Annotated in this window: 33 protein-coding genes; 23 read left to right on the top strand and 10 right to left on the bottom strand. The window is 65.2% G+C overall.

The window, feature by feature from the left end; all coding sequences use genetic code 11:
* Genes NLR35_RS22175 through NLR35_RS22165 form a run of 3 tightly spaced genes read right to left on the bottom strand, consistent with a single transcriptional unit; the run spans position 1 to position 2554 of the window.
* Positions 1–702, bottom strand: a complete 702-nt coding sequence (locus NLR35_RS22175) for a DUF1045 domain-containing protein (protein ID WP_257168651.1) — start codon at positions 700–702, stop codon at positions 1–3.
* Between the two features lie 5 nt (positions 703–707).
* Positions 708–1895, bottom strand: coding sequence for an alpha-D-ribose 1-methylphosphonate 5-triphosphate diphosphatase (locus NLR35_RS22170; RefSeq protein ID WP_257168650.1), 1188 nt, complete (start codon positions 1893–1895; stop codon positions 708–710).
* Positions 1892–2554 (bottom strand): chloramphenicol acetyltransferase, encoded by a 663-nt coding sequence (locus tag NLR35_RS22165; RefSeq protein WP_257168649.1) that lies wholly within the window; start codon positions 2552–2554, stop codon positions 1892–1894. Before NLR35_RS22165 ends, NLR35_RS22170 begins: the two co-directional genes overlap by 4 nt.
* A 182-nt stretch (positions 2555–2736) precedes the next feature.
* Here NLR35_RS22165 and phnC point away from each other — a divergent pair, with 182 nt between their 5' ends.
* The 9 genes from phnC to NLR35_RS22120 all read left to right on the top strand — a co-directional run bounded on the left by phnC (position 2737) and on the right by NLR35_RS22120 (position 11103).
* Positions 2737–3546: a phosphonate ABC transporter ATP-binding protein gene (phnC, locus tag NLR35_RS22160; protein ID WP_257168648.1), complete on the top strand. Its 810-nt coding sequence runs from the start codon at positions 2737–2739 to the stop codon at positions 3544–3546.
* 75 nt (positions 3547–3621) lie between these two features.
* A complete protein-coding gene (gene phnD / locus NLR35_RS22155) occupies positions 3622–4554 on the top strand; it encodes a phosphonate ABC transporter substrate-binding protein (protein WP_006609726.1) in 933 nt (310 codons plus the stop codon).
* A gap of 97 nt (positions 4555–4651) precedes the next feature.
* Positions 4652–5536, top strand: coding sequence for a phosphonate ABC transporter, permease protein PhnE (gene phnE / locus NLR35_RS22150; protein ID WP_257168647.1), 885 nt, complete (start codon positions 4652–4654; stop codon positions 5534–5536).
* Positions 5533–6381, top strand: a complete 849-nt coding sequence (gene phnE, locus NLR35_RS22145) for a phosphonate ABC transporter, permease protein PhnE (protein ID WP_257168646.1) — start codon at positions 5533–5535, stop codon at positions 6379–6381. The genes phnE (NLR35_RS22150) and phnE (NLR35_RS22145) overlap by 4 nt, the downstream gene beginning before the upstream one ends.
* A 155-nt stretch (positions 6382–6536) precedes the next feature.
* Positions 6537–7544, top strand: coding sequence for an ABC transporter substrate-binding protein (locus NLR35_RS22140; protein ID WP_257168645.1), 1008 nt, complete (start codon positions 6537–6539; stop codon positions 7542–7544).
* A gap of 50 nt (positions 7545–7594) precedes the next feature.
* Positions 7595–8410, top strand: a complete 816-nt coding sequence (locus tag NLR35_RS22135) for an ABC transporter permease (RefSeq protein ID WP_257168644.1) — start codon at positions 7595–7597, stop codon at positions 8408–8410.
* 4 nt (positions 8411–8414) lie between these two features.
* On the top strand, positions 8415–9200 hold the full coding sequence (locus NLR35_RS22130; protein ID WP_257168643.1) for an ABC transporter permease subunit: 786 nt from the start codon (positions 8415–8417) through the stop codon (positions 9198–9200).
* 2 nt (positions 9201–9202) lie between these two features.
* Entirely contained in the window at positions 9203–10258 is a 1056-nt protein-coding gene (locus tag NLR35_RS22125) for an ABC transporter ATP-binding protein (protein ID WP_257168685.1), read from the top strand.
* Positions 10259–10263: 5 nt separating this feature from the next.
* A complete protein-coding gene (locus tag NLR35_RS22120; protein ID WP_257168642.1) occupies positions 10264–11103 on the top strand; it encodes a phosphodiesterase in 840 nt (279 codons plus the stop codon).
* Between the two features lie 33 nt (positions 11104–11136).
* Here the strand turns inward: NLR35_RS22120 and phnF are convergent, their stop codons facing one another.
* Positions 11137–11862 carry a phosphonate metabolism transcriptional regulator PhnF gene (gene phnF / locus NLR35_RS22115; RefSeq protein ID WP_257168641.1) on the bottom strand — a complete coding sequence of 242 codons (726 nt, stop codon included), beginning with the start codon at positions 11860–11862 and terminating at the stop codon, positions 11137–11139.
* Positions 11863–11980: 118 nt separating this feature from the next.
* Here phnF and phnG point away from each other — a divergent pair, with 118 nt between their 5' ends.
* The 9 genes from phnG to NLR35_RS22070 are packed head-to-tail and all read left to right on the top strand — an operon-like array spanning position 11981 to position 18934.
* Positions 11981–12436: a phosphonate C-P lyase system protein PhnG gene (gene phnG, locus NLR35_RS22110; protein WP_257168640.1), complete on the top strand. Its 456-nt coding sequence runs from the start codon at positions 11981–11983 to the stop codon at positions 12434–12436.
* Entirely contained in the window at positions 12436–13047 is a 612-nt protein-coding gene (gene phnH / locus NLR35_RS22105; protein WP_257168639.1) for a phosphonate C-P lyase system protein PhnH, read from the top strand. The genes phnG and phnH overlap by 1 nt, the downstream gene beginning before the upstream one ends.
* A gap of 3 nt (positions 13048–13050) precedes the next feature.
* Positions 13051–14154 carry a carbon-phosphorus lyase complex subunit PhnI gene (locus tag NLR35_RS22100; RefSeq protein WP_257168638.1) on the top strand — a complete coding sequence of 368 codons (1104 nt, stop codon included), beginning with the start codon at positions 13051–13053 and terminating at the stop codon, positions 14152–14154.
* Positions 14151–15035, top strand: coding sequence for an alpha-D-ribose 1-methylphosphonate 5-phosphate C-P-lyase PhnJ (locus tag NLR35_RS22095; protein WP_257168637.1), 885 nt, complete (start codon positions 14151–14153; stop codon positions 15033–15035). The genes NLR35_RS22100 and NLR35_RS22095 overlap by 4 nt, the downstream gene beginning before the upstream one ends.
* Positions 15028–15822: a phosphonate C-P lyase system protein PhnK gene (gene phnK / locus NLR35_RS22090; RefSeq protein WP_257168636.1), complete on the top strand. Its 795-nt coding sequence runs from the start codon at positions 15028–15030 to the stop codon at positions 15820–15822. Before NLR35_RS22095 ends, phnK begins: the two co-directional genes overlap by 8 nt.
* A gap of 10 nt (positions 15823–15832) precedes the next feature.
* Entirely contained in the window at positions 15833–16531 is a 699-nt protein-coding gene (gene phnL / locus NLR35_RS22085) for a phosphonate C-P lyase system protein PhnL (RefSeq protein ID WP_257168635.1), read from the top strand.
* Between the two features lie 15 nt (positions 16532–16546).
* On the top strand, positions 16547–17704 hold the full coding sequence (locus tag NLR35_RS22080; RefSeq protein ID WP_257168634.1) for an alpha-D-ribose 1-methylphosphonate 5-triphosphate diphosphatase: 1158 nt from the start codon (positions 16547–16549) through the stop codon (positions 17702–17704).
* Positions 17701–18345, top strand: a complete 645-nt coding sequence (gene phnN, locus NLR35_RS22075; protein WP_257168633.1) for a phosphonate metabolism protein/1,5-bisphosphokinase (PRPP-forming) PhnN — start codon at positions 17701–17703, stop codon at positions 18343–18345. Before NLR35_RS22080 ends, phnN begins: the two co-directional genes overlap by 4 nt.
* Entirely contained in the window at positions 18323–18934 is a 612-nt protein-coding gene (locus NLR35_RS22070; protein WP_257168632.1) for a pyridoxamine 5'-phosphate oxidase family protein, read from the top strand. The genes phnN and NLR35_RS22070 overlap by 23 nt, the downstream gene beginning before the upstream one ends.
* A gap of 49 nt (positions 18935–18983) precedes the next feature.
* Here NLR35_RS22070 and NLR35_RS22065 read toward each other — a convergent pair whose 3' ends face one another.
* A complete protein-coding gene (locus NLR35_RS22065; protein ID WP_257168631.1) occupies positions 18984–19205 on the bottom strand; it encodes a hypothetical protein in 222 nt (73 codons plus the stop codon).
* Positions 19206–19531: 326 nt separating this feature from the next.
* Here NLR35_RS22065 and NLR35_RS22060 point away from each other — a divergent pair, with 326 nt between their 5' ends.
* On the top strand, positions 19532–20545 hold the full coding sequence (locus NLR35_RS22060; RefSeq protein ID WP_257168630.1) for a YbhN family protein: 1014 nt from the start codon (positions 19532–19534) through the stop codon (positions 20543–20545).
* On the opposite strand, the gene NLR35_RS22055 is transcribed toward NLR35_RS22060, so the two are convergent.
* A complete protein-coding gene (locus NLR35_RS22055) occupies positions 20502–20828 on the bottom strand; it encodes a multidrug efflux SMR transporter (RefSeq protein ID WP_257168629.1) in 327 nt (108 codons plus the stop codon). The genes NLR35_RS22060 and NLR35_RS22055 overlap by 44 nt on opposite strands.
* 258 nt (positions 20829–21086) lie before the next feature.
* Positions 21087–21347, bottom strand: a complete 261-nt coding sequence (locus NLR35_RS22050) for a hypothetical protein (protein ID WP_257168628.1) — start codon at positions 21345–21347, stop codon at positions 21087–21089.
* Positions 21348–21573: 226 nt separating this feature from the next.
* Here NLR35_RS22050 and NLR35_RS22045 point away from each other — a divergent pair, with 226 nt between their 5' ends.
* Positions 21574–22548: a quinone oxidoreductase gene (locus NLR35_RS22045; RefSeq protein ID WP_257168627.1), complete on the top strand. Its 975-nt coding sequence runs from the start codon at positions 21574–21576 to the stop codon at positions 22546–22548.
* A gap of 64 nt (positions 22549–22612) precedes the next feature.
* Here the strand turns inward: NLR35_RS22045 and NLR35_RS22040 are convergent, their stop codons facing one another.
* Together NLR35_RS22040 and NLR35_RS22035 are read right to left on the bottom strand one after the other, a co-directional pair.
* Positions 22613–22891, bottom strand: a complete 279-nt coding sequence (locus NLR35_RS22040) for a hypothetical protein (protein WP_257168626.1) — start codon at positions 22889–22891, stop codon at positions 22613–22615.
* Positions 22892–23029: 138 nt separating this feature from the next.
* Positions 23030–23647 (bottom strand): helix-turn-helix transcriptional regulator, encoded by a 618-nt coding sequence (locus tag NLR35_RS22035; RefSeq protein WP_257168625.1) that lies wholly within the window; start codon positions 23645–23647, stop codon positions 23030–23032.
* A 151-nt stretch (positions 23648–23798) separates the two neighbouring features.
* On the opposite strand from NLR35_RS22035, the gene NLR35_RS22030 reads away from it, so the two are divergent.
* Together NLR35_RS22030 and NLR35_RS22025 are read left to right on the top strand one after the other, a co-directional pair.
* The gene (locus NLR35_RS22030) at positions 23799–24332 is read left to right on the top strand and encodes a GcrA family cell cycle regulator (RefSeq protein ID WP_257168624.1); all 534 of its coding nucleotides are present in this window, start codon (positions 23799–23801) and stop codon (positions 24330–24332) included.
* 52 nt (positions 24333–24384) lie between these two features.
* Complete coding sequence (locus NLR35_RS22025) at positions 24385–24984, top strand: DUF6456 domain-containing protein (protein WP_257168623.1); 600 nt, start codon at positions 24385–24387, stop codon at positions 24982–24984.
* A gap of 57 nt (positions 24985–25041) precedes the next feature.
* On the opposite strand, the gene NLR35_RS22020 is transcribed toward NLR35_RS22025, so the two are convergent.
* Positions 25042–25398 (bottom strand): hypothetical protein, encoded by a 357-nt coding sequence (locus NLR35_RS22020; protein ID WP_257168622.1) that lies wholly within the window; start codon positions 25396–25398, stop codon positions 25042–25044.
* Between the two features lie 249 nt (positions 25399–25647).
* On the opposite strand from NLR35_RS22020, the gene NLR35_RS22015 reads away from it, so the two are divergent.
* On the top strand, positions 25648–26082 hold the full coding sequence (locus tag NLR35_RS22015; RefSeq protein ID WP_257168621.1) for a hypothetical protein: 435 nt from the start codon (positions 25648–25650) through the stop codon (positions 26080–26082).
* Positions 26083–26131 lie beyond the last annotated feature (49 nt).

Here is a 26131-nt window from a genome sequence, read left to right as displayed (position 1 = left end):
TCAGCTTCCGGTGATCGGCCAGCTGTGGACGATGCTGAAGCGGCTCGTCGCGCTGGATTGTCGGAATAATGCGATACGGTCGATGGCGAGCTTGGAGAGATCGAGGCCTGCGAAGCGGTCTTGCAGCATCGCAAGAACAGACGGGCGCCGCTCGTCGGACAGCCGGCAGGTCAGCGTCATGTGGAAGCGGAAATCTTCCATGACGTAGGGATAACCCCAGCGGTCGAGATGATCGCGCTGGCGCGGCGTCAGCAGCTCCGGCTTGCGCCGGGCGCGGTCCGCTACGCTCATCGGCGCCCGAAACGGATCAAACGTCGCGACACAGGCCGCGGCGAGTTGTTGTAGCTCCGCGGATGCTTCGCCGGGTATCACCGCGATGAAGCCGCTGATGGCATCGACGACGGGACGGATGATCGGCACGGGCCGGGGTGTCGCAGCGAAAGCTGCGCAAGCGGCGGTGAGCTCAGCTTCGTTCCGTGAATCGTTCAGCGGAAACGGTGCCTTCAGCGTGGCATGGAAGCCGTATTTGCGGGCGTCGGCAGTGAGCTCGGCCCAATCAGGTCCGATGTCGAGGATGTCTCGTGGAAAACGCCGCTCGTTTCCGGTCCAAGCGTCATAGCCGAGGAGATCGGCACCAAAAACGGAGAGCGCCGTGTCCGCTGCCGGCGCGTAGTAGATGGCGTAGCGCGGGAAGGAGGCCACCGTCGTCACTCCGCCGCCGCGGCGCGCTGCGCCGCGTGAGTGCTGAGACGATCGGCTTCCGTGAGGTGGACCAGGCGGCCGGCCGCGATCACAGCGACGATGCGCGGCCGTAGCGGCGCGCTGTCATCGACGAGGATGATATCCGCGCGCTGACCGGGCGCGAGCGCGCCGCGATCCGACAGGCCTGCCGCCTGCGCGGGGCCGGCCGAGATCAGGCTCCAGGCCTGGGCCAGCGGCAGAATGCCGTCGGCGACGAGACGATAGGCCGCGAGCAGGGGCGCTGGATAGTAATAGTCGGACGCCAGCACCGAGCACAGTCCCTTGGCGATCATGTCGCTGGCCTTGGTCCAGCCGGTATGGCTGCCGCCGCGCACCACGTTCGGCGCGCCGAATACGATGGCGTCGCCGCCTGCCGCGGCCTCTCGCGCCGTTTCCTCATTGACCGGAAACTCGGCGATCCCGACGCCCTGTGCGCGAAACGCCCGGCGCATCTCCGGGCTCTCATCGTCGTGCGACAGCATGCGGACGCCGGCCTTGCGCGCGGTCTCCGCCAGGCGGGCGATCGACGCCGGGACCGCATCGGCGCGGGTCACAATGCGAGCGACGAGGCGATCGAACGTGTCGCCGGAAAGCCCGGTGCGATCGACCATGCGTTGGCGCTTGTGCGGCTTATCGAGGCTCGCAACCGTCGAATCCATATGGTCGTTGAAGGCGAACAGGTCGATGCGCCGCGCTGTGAGCAACTGGCGGATCTCATCCTCGTCGTCGAGATTGTAGGTCTCATGGCGGAGATGAAAACGGGTGTCCGCCGCGAGCCGCGGGCGCAGGCCTTCGATCGCCTCCAGCAGCTGGCGCGCATTGCCGGCACTGCGCAGGCCGGGCTCCCACGACCAGGTGGTCGCGTGGAACACCGTGGTGATGCCGTTGCTGACGGCTTGGCGGTCGCTGTCGACAAGGGCCACGTCGATCGGGAAATCTACGCCGGCCCGCGGCATCATCTGCCGCTCGAACGCATCGCCATGGATGTCGACGATGCCGGGCAGCACGGTGAGGCCGGCCGCGTCGAGCTCCAGGGCTGCACCACGGGTCGGGGCATCCAGCCGGTCGATCACGTCTGCGGACAAGGTCAGGGGGGTGTCAACGAGCTCGGAGCCGATCAGGCAGCGGCCGGAGGAGATGGAAATGTCGGTCATCGCGCGGCACTCTGCCGCAACTGGCGTCCGCCGTCGAGAGCCGCCTCGTATTTGTCCAGGAATGCGCCGATCTCGAGTTGCCGGAAATCCGGCAGCGCCGCGCGCAGCGTGTCGTGATCCCAGTCCCACCACGCCAGATTGACGAGACGCTGCTCGACCTCGATCGGAAAGCGCCGCTTGATGATCCGGGCGGGATTGCCGGCGACGATCGTGTAGGCCGGCACGTCCTTGGTGACGATCGCGCCGGCCGCAACCACTGCGCCGGTGCCGATGTTTCGTCCCGGCAGCACGATCGCGCCATGGCCGATCCACACGTCATGACCGATCGCGACGTGATGCTGCCTGCGCCAGGCGAAGAACGCCGCATCGTCAGCCTCGCCCGGGAAATAGGCGCTGGCCCGATAGGTGAAGTGGGCCTGCGTCGCCCGATGCATCGGGTGATTGCCCGGATTGATGCGGGTCATCGCGGCGATCGAGCAGAACTTGCCGATCGTCGTGTAGGTGATCTGGGCGTCGTTGACGACGTAGGAGTAGTCGCCCATCGTCACCTCGTGGAGGATGGTGCGGGCGCCGACTTCGCAATAGGCGCCGAGGCTGGTCTCGTGGAGCTTGGCGCTGGGATCGATGGTAGGATCGACGGAAAGCGATTTGCCGGCCATGTGTTTCTCTATTCCCTGAAGGTCAAACAGAACCTGTAGGGCGCTCATCATGACAGTTGCGTGACGTGTGAATGACGCGACGGCTGCCGATGTGGATGAGCGAGGCGGCATCAACGGGCTGTCACATAACTGTTGAATCCAAACGCTAGCGGTAGGGCAAAGCGAGGCGTCTGGAGAATTCCATGCTGGTGGTCAATGGTCTGACGTGCCGTTTCGGCGCGAAAGCCGCGGTCGACAATGCGTCCTTCTCGGTGGCGCCCGGCAGCTTCGTCGGCGTGATCGGACGCTCCGGTGCCGGCAAATCGACCCTGCTGCGCTCGATCAACCGGCTCAGTCCGATCAGCTCCGGGCAAGTTCTTTTCAAGGATCTCGACGTGACGGCGCTGCGCGGCCGCGATCTGCGGACATGGCGTGCCCGCTCGGCGATGATCTTCCAGCAGTTCAATCTGGTCGGCCGGCTCGACGTTCTCACCAACGTGCTGATGGGCCGCCTCGCCGAAGTCCCGTCCTGGCGATCGCTGGCGCAGCTGTGGCCGGCGGAAGATGTCGCGATGGCGCTGTCCGCGCTCGAGCAGTTCGACATGGCCTCGCTCGCCGCGCAGCGCGCGGACCAGCTCTCCGGCGGCCAGCAGCAGCGCGTGGCGATCGCCCGTGCGCTGGTGCAGAACCCCGAGATCATCCTCGCCGACGAGCCGATCGCCTCGCTCGATCCGCGCAACACCAAGATCGTGATGGATGCGCTGCTGCGCATCAACAAGCATTTCGGGATCACCGTGGTCTGCAACCTGCATTCGCTCGATCTCGCTCGCAGCTATTGCGACCGCCTGATCGGCATGGCTCAGGGGCGCGTCGTGTTCGATGACGTGCCGGCGGCGCTCACCGCGCAGATCGCGCGCGAGCTTTACGACCTGGAAGCCGACGACGTCATGGACGCCGTCCGTCCGGTGCTCCCTGCAACCGTTCCGGCCTTCGGCGAAGCTGCCGTGGCCTGAGGCGTGAGTAACGCACTTTTCGGCCGGCGCTCGCCGCGGCGGCCTGACTGCATGACCCAACAAAGAGGATTTGCCATGATCAATCGTCGCATCATTCTGGCCGGCATTGCCGCGCTTGGCTTCGCCGGCTCGGCGTCCGCCGAGGATTGGAAGGCGAAGTATCCTGAACTGACCTTTGCCGTGATCCCGGCCGAGAACGCCTCCGGCGTGACCGAGCGCTGGACGCCGTTCGTCAACTATCTGTCGAAGGAGCTCGGCACCAAGGTGACTCTCCGCATCGCCAACGACTACGCGGCTGTGATCGAAGGCCAGCGCGCCGGCAACATCCACATCGCAAGCTACGGCTCGGCCTCGTTCGCCCGTGCGCGTCTGACCGGCGTCAAGATCGATGCCTTCGCCAACGACATCAATTCGGACGGCAGCACCGGCTACTACTCGGTGTTCTTCGTCAAGGCCAACAGCGCCTACAAGAAGGTCGAGGATCTCAAGGGCAAGAATCTCGGCCTGGTCGATCCGAACTCGACCTCCGGCAACAACGTTCCGCGGTTCGAGCTCAACAAAATGGGCGTGACCGACGCCGAGACCTATTTCGGCAAGGTGGTCTTCGCCGGCAGCCACGAGAACGCGATTCTCGCGCTGGCCCAGGGCACCGTCGACGTCGCGGCCAACCAGTGGACCAGCGACAACGACTCGACCTTGGCGCAGATGCTCACCAAGGGCATGCTGAAGAACGCCGACGGCTCGCCGATGAAGAAGGACGACTTCCGCATCATCCATAAGTCGGCCCCGATCATCAACGGTCCCTATGCCTATAATTCGGATCTGCCAGCCGATCTGAAGGAAGCGATCGCCAAGGCGTTCTTCGAAGCTCCGACCAAGGACAAGGCGGCGTTCGACCGTCTGTCCGACGGCCAGAAGAAGGGCTTCCATCCGGCCACGACCAAGGATTGGGACGGCACGATCGACCTGATCAAGTTCGTCGACAGCCTGCGCAAGAAGGCGTCCTGATCGACGCCACATCCAAGCGAGAGCCGGGTCGGGCATGACTCGGCTCTCGCCTTGACCAACATCCGAAATTGATCAGAACGAGAGCAGCACGAATCCGATGGCGGTCGCCGTTTCGATCTTGCCGAGCCAGCAGCTCGATGCGTTGAACGACGCGTATCGCCGGGCCGTCTCCCGCCGTCGTTTGCGATTGGCGCTCTCGGCGATGGTGTTCCTGGGCGTTCTCCTCGTTGCTGCCGTAGGCGCCGAGGTCAATCTGACGACGCTATTCACGTATTTCGGCAATTTCGTCAGCTATTTCGATCGCATCTTCACGCTCGACGACGGTCACCGCGTCTGGACCAACATTCCCGAATGGTTCTGGGGTTTCAAGAAATGGATCAAGCTGCTCGGTGAGACGCTGCTCATCAGCTATGTCGGTACGCTCGCAGGCATGCTGGTCGCGTTCTGCCTCAATTTCCTGGCGGCCGAGAACACCTCGCCGGCGCCGTGGGTGCGGTTCACCGTGCGCCGGCTACTCGAATTTGCGCGCACCGTCCCAGGCATCGTCTTCGCGCTGATCTTCGTCATCGCCTTCGGTCTCGGCCCGGTGGCTGGTGTGCTCGCAATTGCGCTGCATTCCAGCGGTGCGCTCGGCAAGCTGTTCTCCGAGGTGGTCGAGAATGCCGATATGAAGCCGGTCGAAGGTGTCAGAGCCACCGGCGCGAGCTGGCTGTCCTGCATGCGCTTCGCCGTGCTGCCGCAGGTGATCGCCGGCTTCTCCAGCTACACGCTGCTGCGCTTCGAGATCAACGTCCGCGAGGCCTCGGTCATGGGATTCGTCGGCGCGGGCGGTATCGGCCAGGAGCTCGTGGTCGCGATCCGCAAATTCTATTATTCAGACGTCAGCGCCATTCTCGTGATGATCGTGGTGACGGTGTTCCTGATCGACATCGGCACCGGCTGGCTGCGCGGGCGGCTGTTCGGCGCGGAGGCGCGGACATGAGCTTCCAGGAGACGCCGGACCAGGCGCAGCTGCGCGAGCGTTATCCGCACATCTTCAACCGGCCGATGTCGGCGCGGCTGGCGACGCCCGTGGTGCTGCTGCTGGCGGTCGCGGTGTTCATCTTCGGCCTCGTCGACCTGGATTTCTCGCCCTCGCGCATCCTGGCGGGGCTCAGCCAGCTCGGCTGGATCGCGCGCCTGATGCTGCCGCCCGATCCCGGCTCGTCGCTGCCGATCTATCTCAAGGCGCTCGGCGAGACGCTGTCGATCGCGGTGCTCGGCACCACGCTGGCTGCTTGCACCGCCTTTCCGGTCAGCCTGCTCGCAGCGCGCAACGTCATTCCCTCGGCGATCTTCCGCTTTCCGGTGCGCCGGCTGTTCGATACGATTCGCGGCGTCGACACGCTGATCTGGGCGCTGGTCTGGATCAACGTCGTCGGCCTCGGCCCGTTCGCGGGCGTGCTCGCGATCGCAGTGTCGGACTTCGGCGCGCTCGGCAAGCTGTTCTCCGAGGCGATGGAGAGTGCTGATCGCAAGCAGGTCGAGGGTGTGCGCGCCGCGGGCGGCAATGCGCTGCATGAGATCCGCTTCGGCCTTCTGCCACAGGTCCTTCCTGTCATTGCCGGTCAGGTGCTCTACTTCATCGAGTCCAACACCCGCTCGGCAACGATCATCGGCATCGTCGGCGCCGGCGGCATCGGGCTTCAGCTCGCCGAGCAGATCCGCGTACTGGAATGGCAGAAGGTGTCGTTCCTGATCCTGATGATCCTGGTGGCGGTGGCCGCGATCGACTGGATCTCGAACAGGCTGCGCTTCGCCATCATCGGCCGCCGCGCCGTCGCCTGATCGCGTCGGCATCTGAAGGTTGCGATCGTTCGCGCGCAAACGATCAGGCTGCGCAGGCGCCTGTGTGCGCTGCACGTGCTGTCGCAAATCCTTCATCTGCCGGCCTTAAGGGGGCTCCGGAACTGGCCGCGATGCCAGACACAGGAGTTTCATTCATGAAGGTCATCCGCCTCGTTCTTGCGCTGCTCGCGCTGATCGTTCTGGCGCCGTCGCAGCAAGCCAAAGCCGCCGACGTCATCTGCTACAATTGTCCGCCGGAATGGGCCGACTGGGCGTCGATGCTCAAGGCGATCAAGACCGACCTCGGCTACGACATCCCGCACGACAACAAGAACTCCGGCCAGGCGCTGGCCCAGATCCTCGCCGAGAAGGCCAATCCGGTCGGTGATATCGGCTATTTCGGCGTGACCTTCGGCATGAAGGCGAAGGCGCAGGACGCGCTGGAAGCCTACAAGCCGGTCAATTGGGATCAGGTCCCGGCCGGCCTGAAGGATGCGGACGGCTATTGGACCACGATCCATTCCGGCACGCTCGGGCTGTTCGTGAACAAGGATGCGCTCGGCGGCAAGCCCGTTCCTGCCTGCTGGAAGGATCTGCTGAAGCCCGACTACAAGGGCATGGTCGGCTATCTCGATCCGAGCTCGGCGGCCGTGGGGTATGTCGGCGCCGTCGCCGTCAATCTCGCGCTCGGCGGCTCGCAGTCGAATTTCGATCCGGCTCTCGGTTTCTTCAAGGACCTGCGCAAGAACGATCCGATCGTTCCGAAGCAGACGTCCTATGCCCGCGTGGTATCTGGTGAGATCCCGATCCTGTTCGACTACGACTTCAACGCCTATCGCGCCAAGTACACCGAGAAGGGCAATTTCGAGTTCGTCATCCCCTGCGAAGGCTCGGTGGTGTTTCCTTACGTCGTCGGTCTCGTGAAGAACGCGCCCGACAAGGACAAGGCGAAGAAGGTGATCGACTATCTGCTGTCCGACAAGGGCCAGGCGATCTGGACCAATGCGTACTTGCGTCCCGCCCGTCCGATCGAGCTGCCCGAGGCCGTCAAGACCAAGTTCCTGCCTGACAGCGACTATGCTCGCGCCAAGAGCGTGAACTGGGGCGACATGGAAGCCGCGCAGAAGGGCTTCGTCGATCGCTATCTGTCCGAAGTCCGCTAAGGGAGTCCCGTGCCCCGCCGGCGGAAAGTCGGCGGGGCACGCTTGAGATCATGTCGCACAAATCCTTCGTCTGGATGTGTCTGTTGCCCTTGGCGGCCGTGACGGCCGCCTTCTTCGTTCTGCCGATGGCGCATCTGCTCGTCACCGGCGCGGAAGGGCCGCGTGGACTGCCGGAATATCTCGCGATCATCGCCGACCCGCGCTATCGCGCCACGCTTCTGAACACGGTGCTGTTGGCTGCTGCAACCACGGTCGCGACGCTGATCGCTGCAACGATCACCGGCCTGTTCCTGCAGCGGCATCGCTTCCCGGGCCGCGCTGTCATGATCGCGATCCTGACATTCCCGCTCGCTTTCCCCGGCGTCGTGATCGGCTTCATGATCATCCTGCTCGCCGGCCGGCAGGGCACGATCGGCGACGTCTCCTCGCGTCTGCTCGGCGACAAGATCGTGTTCGCCTATTCGATCTATGGTCTGTTCCTGGGCTATCTCTACTTCTCGATTCCGCGGGTCATTCTCACCATCATGGCTGCGGCACAGAAGCTCGATCCGAGCCTGGAAGAGGCGGCCCGCTCGCTCGGCGCGAGCCCTTGGGCCGTGCTGCGCGACGTCGTGCTGCCGGCGCTGGCGCCTGCGCTGGTGGCCTCGGGCGCCATCGCGTTCGCGACCGCGATGGGTGCCTTCGGCACGGCGTTCACGCTCGCGACGAATATCGACGTGCTGCCGATGCTGATCTACACGGAGTTCACGCTGGCCGGCAACCTTGCCACCTCGGCGGCGCTGTCGGTCGGGCTCGGCGTGATGACCTGGCTGATCCTGGCGCTGGCGCGCACCTTCACCGGCAATTCCGTGGCAGCGGCGGGCTAGGCACGTGCGCAACCGGATTCTCTTCACGCTTCAATTCCTGTTCACGCTGCTCGTCGCGGCCTTTCTTGCGGTGCCTGCCGGGCTGTCGATCGCGGCAGGCGTCACGGTGAACTACTTCCGCGGCATCCAGTCCGGCGTCACCTTGCAATGGGTCGCCCAGGTCTGGGAGCTCTATGCCGGCACGATCCTGGCTTCGATCCTGATTGCGGTGGGCACGCTCGCTGTCACGCTGGTGGTCGGCGTGCCCGCGGCCTACGCGTTGTATGTGCGTGGTGGGCGGCTGGCGCGGGTGGTCGAGGAGATCATTACTCTGCCGCTCGCCATTCCCGGGCTCGCCATCGCGCTCGCGTTGCTGCTGACCTATGGCGGCTTCGGCAGCTTCCGCCGCTCGTGGCTTTTCATCCTCGCAGGGCATGTCATCTTCACGATGCCCTTCATGGTCCGCTCGGTCATGGCGGTGTTAGCGACCATCGATGTCAAATCGCTCGACGAAGGCGCTGCGTCCGTCGGGGCGTCACCCTGGCGCCGCTTCGTCGATGTCATCGTTCCGAATGCCGCGCCGGGAATCCTGGCCGGCAGCCTGATGGTGGTGACGCTCTCGCTCGGCGAGTTCAACCTGACCTGGATGCTGCATACGCCGCTGACCAAGACATTGCCCGTCGGCCTCGCCGACAGCTACGCATCGATGCGGCTCGAGGTCGCCTCGGCCTACACGCTGATCTTCTTCGTCATGATCATCCCGCTGCTGGTGGCCATGCAATGGATCGGCGAGAGAGGACATTCACGGTGAACATGATGACCCGGCACGGCGCCGCGCTGAAGATAGAGAATTGCGGCAAGACGTTTGCCGATGGCACCTGCGCACTCGCGCGCGCCACCCTCGACATCGGCCAGAGCGAGACCCTGGTGCTGCTCGGTCCGTCCGGCTGCGGCAAGACCACGCTGCTGCGGATCGTCGCGGGCCTCGAGACGCCCGACGGCGGCGGCCGCGTGCTGTTCGACGGCAAGGATCTGACGCGCCAGCCGATCGAGAAGCGCAATGTCGGCATGGTGTTCCAGTCCTACGCGCTATTCCCGAACATGAGCGTCGCCGAGAATATCGGTTACGGGCTGAAGCTTCGCGGCCTGCCGAAGGCGGAGCGCGCGGCGCAGGTGGCGGAGCTCGTCGCGCTGACCAATCTCGGCGGGCTGGAAGACCGTCGCATCGACCAGCTCTCGGGCGGCCAGCGCCAGCGCGTCGCGCTCGCGCGTGCGGTTGCGATCCGGCCGAGCGTGCTGCTGCTCGACGAGCCGCTGACGGCGCTCGATGCGGCTTTGCGTGAGCGTCTGCGCGGCGAGTTGAATGATCTCCTGCGCAAGCTCGGCATCACCGCGATCTATGTGACGCATGACCAGGCGGAAGCGATGGAGCTCGGCGATCGCATCGTCGTAATGCGCAAGGGCGCCATTGCGCAGATCGGCACGCCGCGCGAGATCTACTTCACGCCCGCCAATCGCTTCGTCGCCGAATTCGTCGGTGCGGCCAATATCGTCGAGGCGCCGATCGAGGGCGGCGAGTTGATCCTGCCCGGAGGGCGTGTGCCCGTGGCTGGGCCTGCCACGATGAGCAGGGCGGTCGCGATGGTCCGCCCCGAGACGATCGCCATCGCCGACGCCGCGACGACGGGCCTTGCCGGCATCGTCGATGGTGTTCGCTTTGCCGGGGATCGTCAGCGCATCATCGTGCGCGATGCCGCGTCGCTCCCGCTTGCCGTCGATGCGCCGAATACAATCAAGGTCCGCACGGGAGAGCGCGTCGGGCTCTCCATTCCACCCGATGCCATTCGCCTCCTGCCGGATGAAGGCTGACGCCCATGACAAAGCTCGTCACGATTGCCCAGATTTCCGACCTGCACATCAAGGCACCCGGGCGTCTCGCCTACCGAAGGGTCGACACCGCGCAGGCGCTGGCCCGCTGCATCCACGAGCTCAACCGGTTTGCGCCCAGGATCGACCTCGTGGTGATCTCGGGCGATCTCGCCGATACGCCATCCGCTGACGAGTACATCCATCTCAAGACCCTGCTTGCCGAACTGCGACTGCCGTTCGTTGCCATCCCCGGCAACCACGATTCGCGCGAGCTGATGCGTGCGGCATTCCCCGACCATGCTTACGAAACAGCTTCAGGTCCGCTGAACCGGCACGTCCCGCTGGCCGACCTCGATCTGCTGCTGCTCGATTCCAGCGTCGCTGGTCACCCGCATGGCGAGCTCGATGCGCATACCCTCGGTTGGCTCGAGGCCAAGCTGTCTGCCAGTTCCGAGCGATCGGCGCTGCTGTTCCTGCATCACCCGCCCTTCACCGCCGGGATCTGGCACATGGACTGGCAGAACCTACGCAATGCCGATGAGCTGGCTGCAGTCGTGCGGTGTCACCCGCGGGTGCAACTGATCGGCTGCGGCCATGTGCACCGCGCTGCGCTGACGCGCTTTGCCGGCGTTCCCTGCACGATCTGTCCGGCACCGAACCACGCCGTCGATCTCGACCTGGCAATGCTCCGTCCGCCCGCCTTCAAGGTGGAGCCGCCGGCCTTCCATCTCCATACCTGGTTTGCAGGGCCTGAATTCGGAACGATCGTGACGCATCAGGTTCCGATTGGCGACTTCGATGGCCCGCATCCGTTCTTCAACCCGGATGGGACGCTGATCGATTGATTCCGCGCTATTCCAGCACGACTCCGCGACACATCAGCCTTCGACCTCGAAGGTGACTCGCTCCGCGGCAAAGCGCGAGCGCTTGCTGACCAGCGGCGTGCCGTCGGCATCGATGTCGGTGCTGTCGACGACCAGGACCGGACGCCCCAATGCGAGATCGAGCCGCGCGGCGTCGCTGGCGTCGGCGATCGCAGCCGTGATTCGGGTCGAGCCGCGGCGATAGTCGCGGATGCCGTAATGCGCCAGCAGGGCGGTCATGGAGCGCACGGCCGCAAAGATGCGGCCTGCGTCCGGAAACCGTTCGGCCGATAGAAACGACGTGCTGACGCAGATCGGCGTCTTGTCGGCGAAGCGCAGCGCTTCGATGCGCGCCAGCGGCGCGCCCGTCTTCAATCCCAGGGCGCGTGCGAGCTCGCGCGTCGCCGGCTCCTCGGACGCGGCAATCAATTGTCCGCGCGGCTCGCGGCCGCCGGCGCCGACGATCTCGGAGAAGCGCGTCCGCGAGCGCAGCGGATAGGACAGGCGAGGGGCCTCGACATAGGTGCCGCTGCCGCGCTCGGCCCGCACCAGTCCGCGTTCGGCCAATGTCGCAAGCGCGCGCCGCACGGTATGGCGGTTGACGCGGTAGCTCTCGGCGATCTCGGTTTCGCCGGGCAGCCGCGTCCCCGCCGGGAAGCGGCCCTCGGCGATCTCGCGCTCAATGCCGTCGGCGACGCGCCGCCACAGCGCCACGCCGGATCCGGCGTCTTCCATGCTCATTGCGGCTCCAACCAGCTCCCACCGAAAATCACGGCCATGTCATCAAACAGTCATGGCGTCCTCTTATCAAGTTGTCTATTATCATAGACAACTTGAGCCGGGCAAGATCGGGACAGTGATGAGCGGCGAGATGGCGTTGCAGGAGAGGCGGAAGGGTGCGATGCGCGTATTGGCGCATGTCCCCTCGGCTGAGATCGGGGCGCGAATGGCCGAACTGGAGGTGCCGTCGCATCGGGAGCTCCGAGCCGCCGAGAGCGGGCTCGTCATGGTGCGCGGCAGGATCGGTGGGGACGGCGCGCCGTTCAATCTCGGCGAGGCGACCGTGTCTCGCGCGGCCGTCCGGCTTGACAGTGGAGAGGTCGGGTTCGGCTATGTGCTCGGCCGCGACAGCGACAAGGCCCGGCTGATCGCGCTGTGCGATGCGCTGCTGCAATCGCCCGAGCACGCCCAGGCAATCGAGGCCAAGGTCGTTGCGCCGCTGCGCGCGCAGGTGCAGGCCGGGCGCGAGCAGAGCGCGGCCGAGGCCGCCGCCACGCGGGTGGACTTCTACACCATGGTGCGGGGAGAAGGGTGATGGCGCCGATGACGATCGAGCTGCAGCCTGGTTTCGCCGACAAGGTGTTGTCGGCACAATCGACGTTCCGCACCGTGATGGAGGCGATGGCGCGTCCTGGGCAGGTGATGGTGGTCGGCGATGAGGTCGGTGGCCCGTCATCGATGATGCCGGGAGTTGCCGCCATCGCGCTCACATTGCTCGATCAGGAGACGCCGCTCTGGCTCGATGAGGCTTTCTTACGCGCGCCGGATGTCGGCGCATGGCTGAAGTTTCATACCGGCGCGCCGATCGTCGGACGGTCGGACGCGGCAAGCTTTGCGCTGATCGCGGAGCCGGCCACGCTGCCCGACCTCGCCTCATTCGCGCTTGGAACCCCGGAATATCCTGATCGCTCGACGACCCTGATCTTACAGGTGCCGAGCCTGACTGCAGGACAGACTTTTCATCTGCGTGGCCCGGGCATTGACGGCATGACGGCGCTGACGGCCTCGCTCGCGCCGGCCGATCTGTTCGCGCGGCTGTCGATCAATGAGGCGCTGTTTCCGCGCGGCCTCGACGTCATCCTGGTCGACGGTCGCTCCCTTGTCGCCATCCCGCGCACCACGCGCCTCGCATCATCGGGAGTTTGACGCATGTATGTGGCGGTGAAGGGTGGCGAGCGCGCCATCGAGAATGCGCACCGGCTGCTCGCGCATGAGCGCCGGGGTGACCGGGACGTGCCGGAACTGTCGCTGTCGCAAATCTCCGAGCAGCTGGGGTTGGCGGTCGATCGCGTCATGAGCGAGGGCTCGCTGTATGACCGCGAGCTGGCCGCGCTCGCCATCAAGCAGGCGCGGGGGGATCTGATCGAGGCGATCTTCCTGGTGCGCGCCTTCCGCGCGACCCTGCCGCGCTTCGGCACGACTGAGCCGGTCGACACCGGCGCGATGCGCGTGCAGCGGCGGGTCTCGTCGACCTTCAAGGACATTCCCGGCGGGCAGGTGCTGGGCCCGACCTTCGACTACACGCATCGGCTGCTCGATCCTGGTCTGGCGCAGGGCGGAGATCCGGAAGCCCCGGCTCTTGCCGAGACGTCCGACGTCCCGATGCCGCGCGTGACCGACATTCTCGGGCGGGATGGGTTGATCGAGCCGTCTCCTGCAGCGGAGACCGATGCGCCAGTCGGCGACCTCACGCGCGATCCGCTGAGCTTCCCTGCGGGCCGTGATCTGCGACTGCAGAATCTGGCGCGTGGCGACGAGGGGTTCTTGCTGGCGCTCGGCTATTCGACCCAGCGCGGCTATGGCCGCAATCATCCGTTCGCCGGCGAGATCCGCTTCGGCGAGGTCGAGGTCGAGTTCGTTGCCGAGGAGATCGGCTTCGCGGTGCCGCTCGGATCGATCGAATTGACCGAATGCCAGATGGTCAATCAGTTCAAGGGCTCCGCAACCGAGCCGCCATGCTTCACGCGCGGCTACGGCCTCGCGTTCGGCCAGAGCGAGCGCAAGACGATGTCGATGGCCCTGGTCGATCGCGCGCTGCGCGCACGCGAGCTTGGCGAGGATTTGATCGCGCCGGCGCAGGACGAGGAATTCGTGATGTCGCATTCCGACAACGTCCAGGCGACGGGCTTCGTCGAGCATCTGAAGCTGCCGCATTATGTCGACTTCCAGTCCGAGCTCGGCCTGCTGCGCAAGCTGCGCCAGGAGTTCGCCGAAGCCAATGCCGCCCCCGCGCTGAAGGAGGCTGCGGAATGAACGCGCCGACCTACAATTTCGCCTATCTCGACGAGCAGACCAAGCGGATGATCCGCCGCGCGATCCTCAAGGCGATTGCGATCCCCGGCTATCAGGTGCCGTTCGCGAGCCGCGAGATGCCGATGCCCTATGGCTGGGGCACCGGCGGCGTGCAGGTCACCGCGGCCATCCTTGGTCCCAAGGACGTGCTCAAGGTGATCGACCAGGGCTCGGACGACACCACCAATGCGATCTCGATCCGCAAGTTCTTCGCCAAGACGGCGGGCGTCGAGACCACGACCTCGACGGACGCGGCGACCGTGATCCAGACCCGCCACCGTATTCCCGAGGCGCCGCTGCGCGCGGGCCAGGTGCTGGTCTATCAAGTCCCCATCCCGGAGCCGCTGCGGTTTCTCGAGCCGCGCGAGACCGAGACGCGCCGCATGCATGCGCTGGCCGAATACGGGCTGATGCACGTCAAGCTGTACGAGGACATTGCGCGCTTCGGCCATATCGCCACGTCCTATGCCTATCCCGTCAAGGTCAATGCCCGCTACGTGATGGACCCGTCGCCGACGCCGAAGTTCGACAATCCCAAGATGGACAATTGCCCGGCGCTGCAATTGTTCGGTGCCGGACGCGAGAAGCGCATCTACGCCATTCCGCCCTATACGTCGGTGGTGTCGCTTGATTTCGAGGACCATCCCTTCACGCGCTACAAGTTCGATGCGCCTTGCGCGCTGTGCGGCGCAGAGGATTCCTATCTCGACGAGATCGTGACCGACAACAAGGGCAGCCGCATGTTCGTCTGCTCCGACACCGACTATTGCGAGGGCCGCCAGGCGGCCGGACATCGCGGCACCGAGAGCGTCGCCCCGCACAAGGAGGCCGCCCATGGTTGAGGTGACCGGTCCATCGGATCAGCCGCTGCTCGTCGCCGACGGGCTGACCAAGAGCTACGGCCGGCTGGCGGCCTGCCGCGACGTGTCCTTCGCGCTCTATCCCGGCGAGGTGCTGGCCATCGTCGGTGAATCCGGCTCGGGCAAATCGACGCTGCTGCAGATGCTCTCGGCCCAGCTCGCCCCGAGCGGCGGCCGCGTCTCGTACCGGATGCGCGATGGCGTGCTGCGTGATCTCGCTCAGCTCGGCGAGGCCGAGCGGCGCTTCCTGTTCCGCACCGACTGGGGCTATGTGCACCAGGATCCGGCGCAAGGGCTGCGCATGGCGGTCTCCGCCGGCGCCAATGTCGGCGAGCGGCTGATGGCGGTCGGCTGGAACAACTACGGTCGTATCCGGCAGACCGCGTCGTCCTGGCTCGAGCGCGTCGAGATCGACATCGCCCGGATCGACGACGCGCCGCGGACCTATTCCGGCGGCATGCGGCAGCGGCTGCAGATCGCGCGCAATCTGGTGACCGAGCCGCGGCTGGTGTTCATGGACGAGCCGACCGGCGGACTCGACGTCTCCGTGCAGGCGCGGCTGCTCGATCTGATGCGCAGCCTCGTCAACGAGCTCGGCCTCGCCGCGATCGTGGTCACGCATGATCTTGCCGTGGCGCGGCTGTTGTCCCATCGTGTGATGGTCATGAAGGAGGGGCGGGTGATCGAGACCGGCCTGACCGACCAGGTGCTCGACGATCCGCGCGAGCCCTACACACAGCTCCTCGTGTCCTCGATCCTGCCGCCATGAGCCCAAAGCAATGACCGTGATGCTCAACGTTGAGAATGCCAGGAAGACGTTCACCATGCATCTGCAGGGCGGCATCACGCTGCCGGTGGTGCAGGGCGTCTCGTTCCAGGTCGCTGCCGGCGAGTGCGTCGTGCTGTCCGGGCCGTCGGGTGCGGGCAAATCGTCGATCCTGAAGATGATCTTCGGCAACTATCGCTGTGATGGAGGTCGGATCAGCGTCCGTCACCAGGGCGAGATGACTGATCTCGCCGGCGCCGAGCCGCGTCTGGTGCTCAATGCGCGGCGGCAGACCATCGGCTATGTCAGCCAGTTCCTGCGCGCAGTGCCGCGCGTGGCCGCGCTCGACGTGGTGGCCGAGCCGCTGCTCGCGGCGGGTGTGGCGCGTGAGGAGGCGCGCCTGCGCGCCGGGGCTTTGCTCGCACGGCTGAACATTCCGGAGCGGCTGTGGTCCTTGCCACCTTCGACATTCTCCGGCGGCGAGCAGCAACGCGTCAACATCGCGCGCGGCTTCATCTCCGACCTCCCGATCCTGCTGCTCGACGAGCCGACGGCCTCGTTGGACGCGGCGAACCGGGCGGTGGTGGTCGATCTGATCGCGGCGAAAAAGAAGGCCGGTGTCGCGATGATTGCGATCGTGCATGACGATGATATCCGTGAGCAGATCGCAGACCGTACGGTCGATGTGACGACGTTCGCAGCGGCGGCGTAGAAGGCAGAGGAGCAGATGAGCGCGAACATGTCCGACACCGTGATAGGCAACGCCCGGCTGGTCCTCGCGGACCGGGTGATCGAGCAGGGCTGGGTGGCGATGGCCGGAGGCCGGATCGAAGAGATCGGCGAGGGCGCGGCGCCTGCCGGTAGTCATGACGCCGGCGGTGATCTGCTGATGCCGGGGCTCATCGAACTGCACACCGACCACCTCGAGGCGCATTTCGTGCCGCGGCCGAAAGTCTATTGGGATCCGGTCGCCGCGGTCATTTCCTATGACGGGCAGCTCGCGACGGCGGGCATCACGACGGTTCTGGATTCGCTGCGTGTCTGGAGCGAGGAGGGGGCTGAAGGTGTCGACGGCCAGGCCAATGTGCTCGCCGATGCGATCGCGCGGGCGCGCGACGCGCGTTTGCTGCGCGCCGATCACTTCCTGCATCTGCGCTGCGAGGTGCCGATGCCGACGGTGGTCGAGGAGGCAAAGCAGCTGGCGGGCCGCTCCGACGTCCGTCTGATGTCGCTGATGGACCACACGCCGGGCCAGCGCCAGTTTCGCGACGAGGGCAAGCTTCGCGACTATTACCGCGGCAAGAGCGGCGGCAAGACCGATGCGGAGCTCGACGTCATGTTCGCGCGGCGCTTCGCCTATCAGCAGGCCTATGCAGCGGCGAACATGCGGGACATCGTCGCGCTGGCCAAGACTCATGACGTGCCGCTCGCCAGCCATGACGACACCACCGACGAGAACGTCGCAGATGCTATCAAGGACGGCATCGCCGTCGCCGAGTTTCCGACCACCATGGAAGCCGCGCGAGGGCTGCACGGGGCTGGCATCAGCATCCTGATGGGCGCGCCCAACGTGGTCCGCGGTGGCTCGCATTCGGGAAACATTGCCGCCGTGGATCTCGCGCGTGAAGGGCTGCTCGATATTCTCTCATCGGACTACGTGCCCTCGAGTCTGCTGATGGGGGCGTTGCAGCTGCCGAAGCGCGTGCCGGCCATCGATCTCGCTGCCGCGGTTCGGACCGTCACCAAGGCACCGGCTGACGCGGTCGGGCTGCATGACCGCGGTGAAATCGCAGCAGGCAAGCGCGCGGACCTGATCCGCGTTCACGTCGCCGGGGATCACGCCGTCGTGCGCAGCGTCTGGCGGGAAGGGCTGCGGGTGGCATGAACGCAGCGTCGACTGGCTCGGATGATCAGCACATGCGATTGGGGCCCGGGCGGCTGGTGCTCGTGGTCGGGCCGAGCGGCGCGGGCAAGGACACGCTGCTCAACCTGGCCCGGAGCGAATGCGCCGGCGACGACCGCATCGTGTTTCCGCAGCGGGTCGTGACCCGCGAGGCCTCGGCGTTCGAGGACAATCTGGAAATGAGCGAGGCCGCGTTTCGCGACGCTCTCGCGGCCGGCGCATTCGCGCTGCATTGGGATGCGCATGGGCATCGCTATGGCGTATTGCGCAAGATCAGGGACGACATCGCCGCCGGTCGCACCGTCGTCGTCAACGTGTCGCGAACGGTCATTCCGTCGGCGCGGCGCGACTACGCCGATGTCGCCGTCGTGAACATCACTGCGCCGGCGGAGGTTCTCGCGGAGCGTCTCGGCAAGCGGCATCGTCCGAGCGATACCGACATCGGCGAACGGCTGCACCGGACCGTCAGCAACGAGACGGTGACCGCAGACGTCACGATCAACAATGTCGGCGACCCCGCGACCAATGGGCGCAGGCTGATCGAGGTGATCAAGGGATCGGACGGCAGAGCCATGGCCGCGGCGAGAGGAGTTGGCACCGATGTCGATCATCAGCACGATTGAGCAACTCGAGGCGATCTACGGCGAGACCGGGCTGACGTCGACGGCGAAAGTCGCCGATCGGGTGACCCCGCATTATCGCGTGATGATCGAAAAGTCGCCGTTCGTCGCGCTGGCGACATCAGGTCCGGAAGGACTTGATTGTTCGCCGCGCGGGGATCTTCCAGGCTTCGTCCGCATCCATGACGACAAGACGCTGATGATGCCCGATCGCCGAGGCAATAATCGCGTCGATTCACTGCGCAACATCGTGCGCGACCCGCGGATCGGTTTGTTGTTCCTGATTCCGGGATCGGGCAACACACTGCGCGTCAATGGCCGAGGTCAGTTGTCGACAGATGCGGAGCTGCTCGAATCATTCCGCATGGAAGGCAAATTGCCGCGCACAGCGCTCGTCATGACGATCGACGAGATCTATTTCCAGTGCGCCCGCGCGATCGTGCGTGCCGATCTCTGGAACCCCGACAAGCGCGTCGATTGCCAGGAGATTCCATCCCCTGGGCAGATCCTCGCCGCTATGACGGCCAATGCCGTCGATGGCGACGAGTACGATCGCGAATGGCCCGAGCGTGCGCGGAAGTCGATGTGGTGAAGGCCGAACTGCGGTCGTCCGCCCGGATACGAGTGACAGCCGCAGCCGATCAGGCCGCGACGTCGAGCAGGCGTGATGAGCCGCGAATGAGGACCTTCCGTCCATCGGGCGTGATCTGCGCTGCGCCGTCGTTGATGACGGCGAGCCCAAGCGCAACGAGTTGTTCGACGATGAAGCCGTTCGGCCGACGGCCTTCGCGCACGGGACCGCGGAGCGCCTTGAGCGTCTCCCACTGATCCGGCGTGAGCTCGTGATCGAATTCCGCGTTCATGTTGCCTCGAAGCTTTGTTGTGGCTCACACGTCTTAGGAAGACAGCGTGACGAAGATGCGACCGCTGTGCATCCGTAGTGATACGGCTCACTCATTACGCGCGAAGGGCGCAGCGATTAATTCAAATTTGAATGATCCGCAATGTGCGATGCAGCGTCGACATGTGATGGGCGGCGCAGCATGCGAGTTGCTGGTGGTTAACAACGTCTTAAGATTGGCGTAGCGAGATCGATCGGTAACGTAGCTGTCACATCAGCGTGTCAAACGGCGCCATGATCCCGCTCGAATCAGCCGGCGCTTGTCGCTTCGGCGCGAAGATCCCTTGAATGGCCGTGCTGAACGAAGATCTGCCACCGCAGCTGAATCGAAGGGCCTGGCTGCGCGGTCTGGCGGGATTGACGATGAGCCTCGTGATTGCGGGGATCGCGATCGCGGTGCTCGCCCGTGCCGTCAAGAGGCTCGATGTCGGTCATGTGATCGTAACCGCAGAAGCGACCGATCCGAAGCTCATCGCTCTTGCGTTGGTGTTGATCGCGCTCTCCTATGGCGGCCTGACATTCTATGATCTCTTTGCTCTCCGCACGATCGGGCGCAAGGACATCCCATGTCGTGCCGCGGCCCTTGGCAGCTTCACGAGCTATCCGATCGCTCATGGTATCGGCGCGGTCGCGTTGATCTCGCCGCTGGTTCGCTATCGAGTCTACGCGCCTTACAAGCTCCGCGCGCTCGACATCGCCAAGATCAGCGTCCTCACCGGCTTGACGTTCTGGCTCGGCAATCTGACCGCGCTCGGTCTCAGTTTGATGATCGATCCCGATGCGTTCGGCTGGGTGGAGTATTGGCCTCCGACGCTCAACAGGCTGATCGCGGCGGCGCTGCTGTGCGGCATTCTCGTGTTTGTCATCTGGAGCTGGCCCGGACGGCGCAGCCACCGTTGGCGGTTGCGCCTGCCATCAGGGCCGACGGTGTTGCTGCAGATCCTGATCGGGTTGTTCGATCTCAGCACCGCGGCGCTCGCGATGTATGTGCTGATACCAGCCGAGCTCGGTATCGATGTTGCGCGGCTGATGGCGGTGTTCATTGCCGCAACGCTGCTCGGTTTTGCCAGTCACGCGCCGGCCGGCATCGGGCTGTTCGATGCCACGATCATGCTCGGGCTCGGCGGCGATGATCAGGATAAGCTGCTCGCGGCACTGCTGATGTTCCGCATCCTTTATCACCTGATCCCGTTCGTGTTGTCGCTGGCGTTGTTCGGAGGCATCGAGCTTCGCCGCAGCTGGCGGGAGGGCCGGGCGGTCAGACCGGCGAGTTCAGCTTCAGCCCCACCATGCCGGCAATGATCAGGGTCAGGCAGAGCAGTCGAACCGGATCAGCCGGCTCGCTGTACAGCCACATGCCGACGACAATGCTTCCGGCAGCGCCAATCCCCGTCCAGACTGCGTAGGCGGTGCCGAACGGCAGTGACCGCAAGGCGAGCGACATCATCGCAAAGCTGAGCAGGATCGCGACAACGGTTCCGAGACTCGGCCAGAAGCGTGTCAGGCCGTCGGAATGCTTGAGCCCGAGCGCCCAGACGATCTCGAGCAGGCCTGCGGCGAGAAGTGCGAGCCAGCCGCTCGTCATGGCCGCATTCTTGTCAGCGCCTCGGGCTGCGACGTGAGGCGACGGCATGGTTTGCCGTCCGCAGCCCGGGACAGCGGAGCAATCGTACGGGATGGTGCGGGCATCCTCGTCTCCACGCGATCCGAATGCCGCTCATCTGCAAGCTTTGCACGACGGGCATGTGACAATGCTCGGCGCGGATCTGCGTATTGGGACGGGAGACTGGTGAGTGAGGCTGGCGTGATGCAGACCCGCCGCCCGCCGTCAAATCCGTCTGACCTACCTCTCTTGCATCATCGTGAACACGAAGCCCGTCAGGGTCGCGCCGACCGCGAAGGCGAGGGTGAAGGTGCTAACGAAGACGGTGAACGTCATGTGCGGATCGAGGCTATGGGCGATCAGGGCCGAGATGCCGAACGCGTCGACCTGCGTCAGGGCAAATGCCAAGCCGAGCCCCAGGGCGGTGCCCATGATCGTGTGACAGGCGAGTTCGACCAGGATAGCCGAGGTGACCACGGCGCTGCGTTTCTTGGGCGGCATCGGACTGGTCCTTGACGTTCGCCGTTGAACGCAGCAACGGCGGACGTGGTTCCTGGCGAGAGGCCTGAGCTCTCGAGGCCGCATCGAAGGCGGTTGCCAACAGGAGAGATCAGCGGCTACCAAATGAGCCGGGTCGGTCGCCCGATGGACGACGGTGCCGAAACAGGCAGAATAGCCGCGGCAGAACGGTGCGACCTCAGGCTCCAGCAGGGAGGATGAGCAAGAGATGACGAACGCCATTCGCTTTCACAAAACCGGCGGCCCCGAGGTCCTCGCTTGGGAACAGGTCGAGGTCGGCAAGCCAGGGCCCGGCGAGGCGCGCATTCGCCACACCGCGGTCGGCCTCAATTTCATCGACATCTACAACCGGTCGGGCCTCTACCCGGTGCAGCTTCCGAGCGGCCTGGGCAGCGAGGGGGCCGGCGTGGTCGAGGAACTGGGCGAAGGGGTCACGGACCTGAAGGTCGGCGACCGCGTCGCCTATGGCTCGTCGCCGCTCGGCGCCTATTCCGAGGCGCGGCTGATGCCGGCCGCGCTGCTGCTGAAGCTGCCCGATGAGATCGATGACAAGACCGCGGCCGCGATGATGCTCAAGGGCCTGACGGCGCAGTACCTGATCCGGCAGACCTACCGCGTCAAGGCGGGCGAGACCATCCTGCTGCATGCCGCCGCCGGCGGCGTCGGCCTGATCCTCAGCCAATGGGCCAAGCATCTCGGAGTCACGGTCATCGGCACGGTGTCCAGCGACGACAAGGCGCAACTGGCCAAGGCGCACGGTTGTGAGCATACCATCGTCTACAGCCGCGAGGACTTCGTTGCGCGCGTGAACGAGATCACCGGCGGCAAGAAGGTGCCGGTGGTCTATGACTCCGTCGGCAAGGACACCTTCCTGAAGTCGCTCGATTGCCTGGCGCCGCTCGGCTATGCGGTGTTGTTCGGGCAGTCCTCAGGCACGGTCGATCCGCTCAATCTCGGCCTGCTTGCGCAGAAGGGCTCGCTGTTCGTCACCCGGCCGACGCTGTTCACTTACGCAGCCAGGCGCGAGAGCCTGGTCGCGATGGCCAATGAGCTGTTCGACGTGGTGAAGTCGGGCGCCGTGAAGATCGAGGTCAACCAGACCTATCCGCTCAAGGAGGCGGCAAGGGCTCACGCCGATCTGGCAGCGCGCAAGACCACCGGTTCCACGGTCCTGCTGGTCTGAACGAGTGCGGAAGTCTGTCTGGCGGTCGGCCGCGCATGCAGGGCCGTCCGTCAGCCCAGGCCCGTCAGCCGGCCGGCTCGTGCTTGCGGAGATCACGCAGGTGATCGAACCGCAAGGCCTGCAGGTCCGTTCCCTGGCCGTCGATCTCCGGGACCGCCGCCTCGGACATGAGGTCCGCAGTGATGTCGGCGACGGATTGGCCGACGATCTCGTGGATGAAGCTGATATTGGAATACTCGCCCGACACGATGCGGGCGAGGACATCCCGCCGGGTCAATTCGGGATCGACCACGGCCTCGCGTCCGCGGCGGCCGTAGTCGATCATCACGACGAAATACTGCATGGAGCGCCAGTTCGCCTTCGGCTGACTGTGATCGCAGCATTATTTCTGTAAATCGGAAATTTGTCAAGGCCGATTCGAACCATGCGCAGGTAGCGCCGGCGGGGAGCGCCTTGGCGCTCCCCGCGTCCGCCTCGAGCCTTACTTGTTCGCCGCGCGGGCGCGCGACTTCGCCGCCGCCTTGGCCCGGATGCGCGAGATCTGGCCGCGCGGCAGGGTGACGAAGATCTCGCCGATCCAGTCCAGCTTGACGCCGACGATCGGCTTGGCGTTGAAGCTCTTCAAATTGACCACGGACGGCGACTTGCCGCGCTCGATCGTCTTGAGGTAGCGCTCGCCGGACTTCAGCCGCACCACCGCCTCCTCGCCGTAGAAGCTCGACAGCGGGTGGCGCTGCTCGCGATAGACGACGATGACGTCGCCGCTCTCATATTTCGGCAGCATCGAATCACCCATCACCTCGAAGGCGACCGTCTCCTCGGAGATCGGGAAGGGCAGGGCGACCTCGCCCAGGCCCTCGAGCGGGACCTGCTCGTAATCCGGCTCGATCACCGAGCCGGCGCCGACCCGTCCCATGATCGGGACGGAGTTCAGCTCGAGATACTCCGTGATCAGCGGGATTTCGGCCGCCTTGATCAGGCGCTGGCCGCCGAGGATCTCGGAGACCGCGCCGGGGCGCACGCCCATGGCGCGTGCCAACCCTCCCTTGGTCTTTCCCGGCTTCTCGAGTGCACGCTCGATCATGGCGACGTCCAACATGGCTTTGACCCCTTTTGCGAATCTCGGAAAGCAGTATATGTTTCGCATTATCAGAATTCAAGCTTGACTTTTTCTTCGGAATATCGGAAGATTTGGCCGTCGGGTGCAGCCGGCCGGTCCGGCCGCCCCGACCCAGAAGAAAGAGGCGAGAATGCAATCCACCGATTGGCCAGACCAACATTCCAAGATGCTGTGCGAGCTCCATGCCCAGGGGCGCTCCTATGCGGAGATCGCGCGGGCCCTCAATGCGCAATTCGGAACCGCCTATACGCGGAACGCGACGCTCGGCCGCGGCAAGCGGATCGGGCTGGTCACGCCGGGCGGCCCGAAAGCTGCTCGGTCCGCCCCCCGGCCGATGTCCGCGGCGATCCGAACCGGGCGGCGAAGCGCCGAGGCGGCGATGGCGCGGCCGATCCCGGCGCCGTCCAAGCCTGCGGCGCCGGTGCAGCTGCGCTGCGTCGGCATCAGCCCGCGGCTGCTGTCGCTCGATCGGCTCGAAGCCAACGACTGCCACTATCCCTATGGCGGCGAGCGCGACGGCGATCCGATCACCTTCTGCGGCCATCCGCGCCAGCCCGGCTCCTGCTATTGCACGCCGCATTACCATCTCACACGGCTTCCGCCCGAGGAGACCGTGGTGCGCCCCGCCGGCCCTTTGATCCTGCGGCTGGTCGCGGCCGCGTAAATCGCGGCAAGCCCGACCCGACCTGACCCCATCCATTTTCCGGAGACGAGACATGGCGCGCCCCAGACGCAGCAAGCCCCATCGCATGCCCAAAACCCATGACCGCAGAGCTCACGATCTGCCGCTCAATGCGGATGTGATCCCGGTGGAGATCGACGATCCGCTGGCGCTCGAGCCGGGCGAAAAGATCGTCGCGCTGCGATCGGTTCGCAGCGATCCGCTCGGCCGGCTGCATGCGCATAAGCAGCTCGACGACGCCCAATTCCGGGCCGGACGGGCTTTCCAGCACGATTGGGAGCGGGCCGAGCGGGGACCGCAGGCCATCGATCCGTCGCGCGAACATGTCGACGGCGCGCGCGGCCGTGAGCCGGTCACCGAAGGCCAGCGGCAGGCCGTGCTGCGGCTGAACCGGGCCGAGCGCGAGCTCGGGGCTGACGGGGCGGCGATCACCCATGATGTCCTGGTGCAGGGGCTGACGATGGAGCAGGTCGGTCACAAGCGGGGTTTCGCCAGCCAGCGCTGGAACGACTATTTCGCCCGCCGCTTCAAGGAATGCCTGGACCGGCTGGCCGTCGTGTACGGCTTTGCCACCGACCGCGTGGCCGGCAAGCATCATCAGCGGCTGCGACCCGAAGATCCCGTGCGGACCTGACGCCCGGCCTGATCGCCGTCGTGCCAACAGCACGACGGCGTCGGTACACCGTCTGGCTCAAGGATGCGGCGTCACGGTATAGGTCGTGGCGTAGGGTTCGACGCGCAGCGACGCATGTGACAGCAGGCCGATCTTGGCCGACGGCGTCATCTGCAGCTCGCCATTCGGTCCGCGGTGGACGTTGTACTGCCACGCCGTGAGATCGCCCTTATGTGCCAAAGCGTGCGCAACTGCACTGGCATCGCTGCCGCCGATCGCTGCCATCTCGTCGCTGTCGAGACCGATGACGATCTCGTCCTTGACCGTGACGACCTTGAACAGCGACGTCCGGCCGTCCCCGGCGCGCGCCACCGCGCTCGATAACGCGAGCAGCGCAAGCGCGCCAAACATCGTGCGTGTCAGTGCTGAAGTCATGGAAGCTCCTGTTCGCCTTCGTCGTGTCGGTCAGTGCGCACGCATTGGTTTCTGCTGCCGGTCAGCCGGTTCGGGAAAAAATGCTGACGATCACCGTTGAACCCGTTGCCGAGGCGGACGTCTAAAGCAGGGCGGAGCGAGGCCTGTTCGGAGCCGATACACGTAGCCGGTCGAAATTTGGCGTTGACGCAGGTCAAGCGGCTTGGCCGGGCCTGTTGTAACAGGGACGGACGAAGCGAGGGGGATGCCATGATCAGCAGTCAAAGTCTCTACGGTTCATCCAGCGCCAAGATCACGCTTGCCGCAGCTGCGTTATTCGTCGGTGCAACATGCGCGCCTGCTCCGTCTCTCGCGCGCGCAGCCGCCCCGGCCGGCAAGCAGGCGATCGTGAAGGTCTCTGTCTCTGATGTGACAGATCTCAGCGCTCGTCGGCGGTATCGCCGCGTCTATCGCGGCAATCCGGCTGCCGGTCTCGCCATCATGGGCGCCATGATCGGGACGATCGGCGCGATCGCCGCGCATCAGCATGATGATGACTATTACTATGGGCCGGGCTACTACGCCGGACCCGGCTATTACGGACCGCCACCGGTCTATTATGCGCCGCGGCCGTATTATGGCCACCCGTACTACGGCCACCCGTATTACGGGCCGCGCGTTCACTACTATTATCAACCCTATTGAGGCGGACCGGATCGGATCACGGCCGCGCAGCCGTGAGCAGAGGTCGTGC

It is taken from the genome of Bradyrhizobium sp. SRS-191 (genome assembly GCF_024586915.1).
Taxonomy (GTDB): Bacteria; Pseudomonadota; Alphaproteobacteria; order Rhizobiales; family Xanthobacteraceae; genus Bradyrhizobium.
Note: the sequence above shows the minus strand (reverse complement) of the source record. Positions and strands in the feature narration are given on the sequence as shown.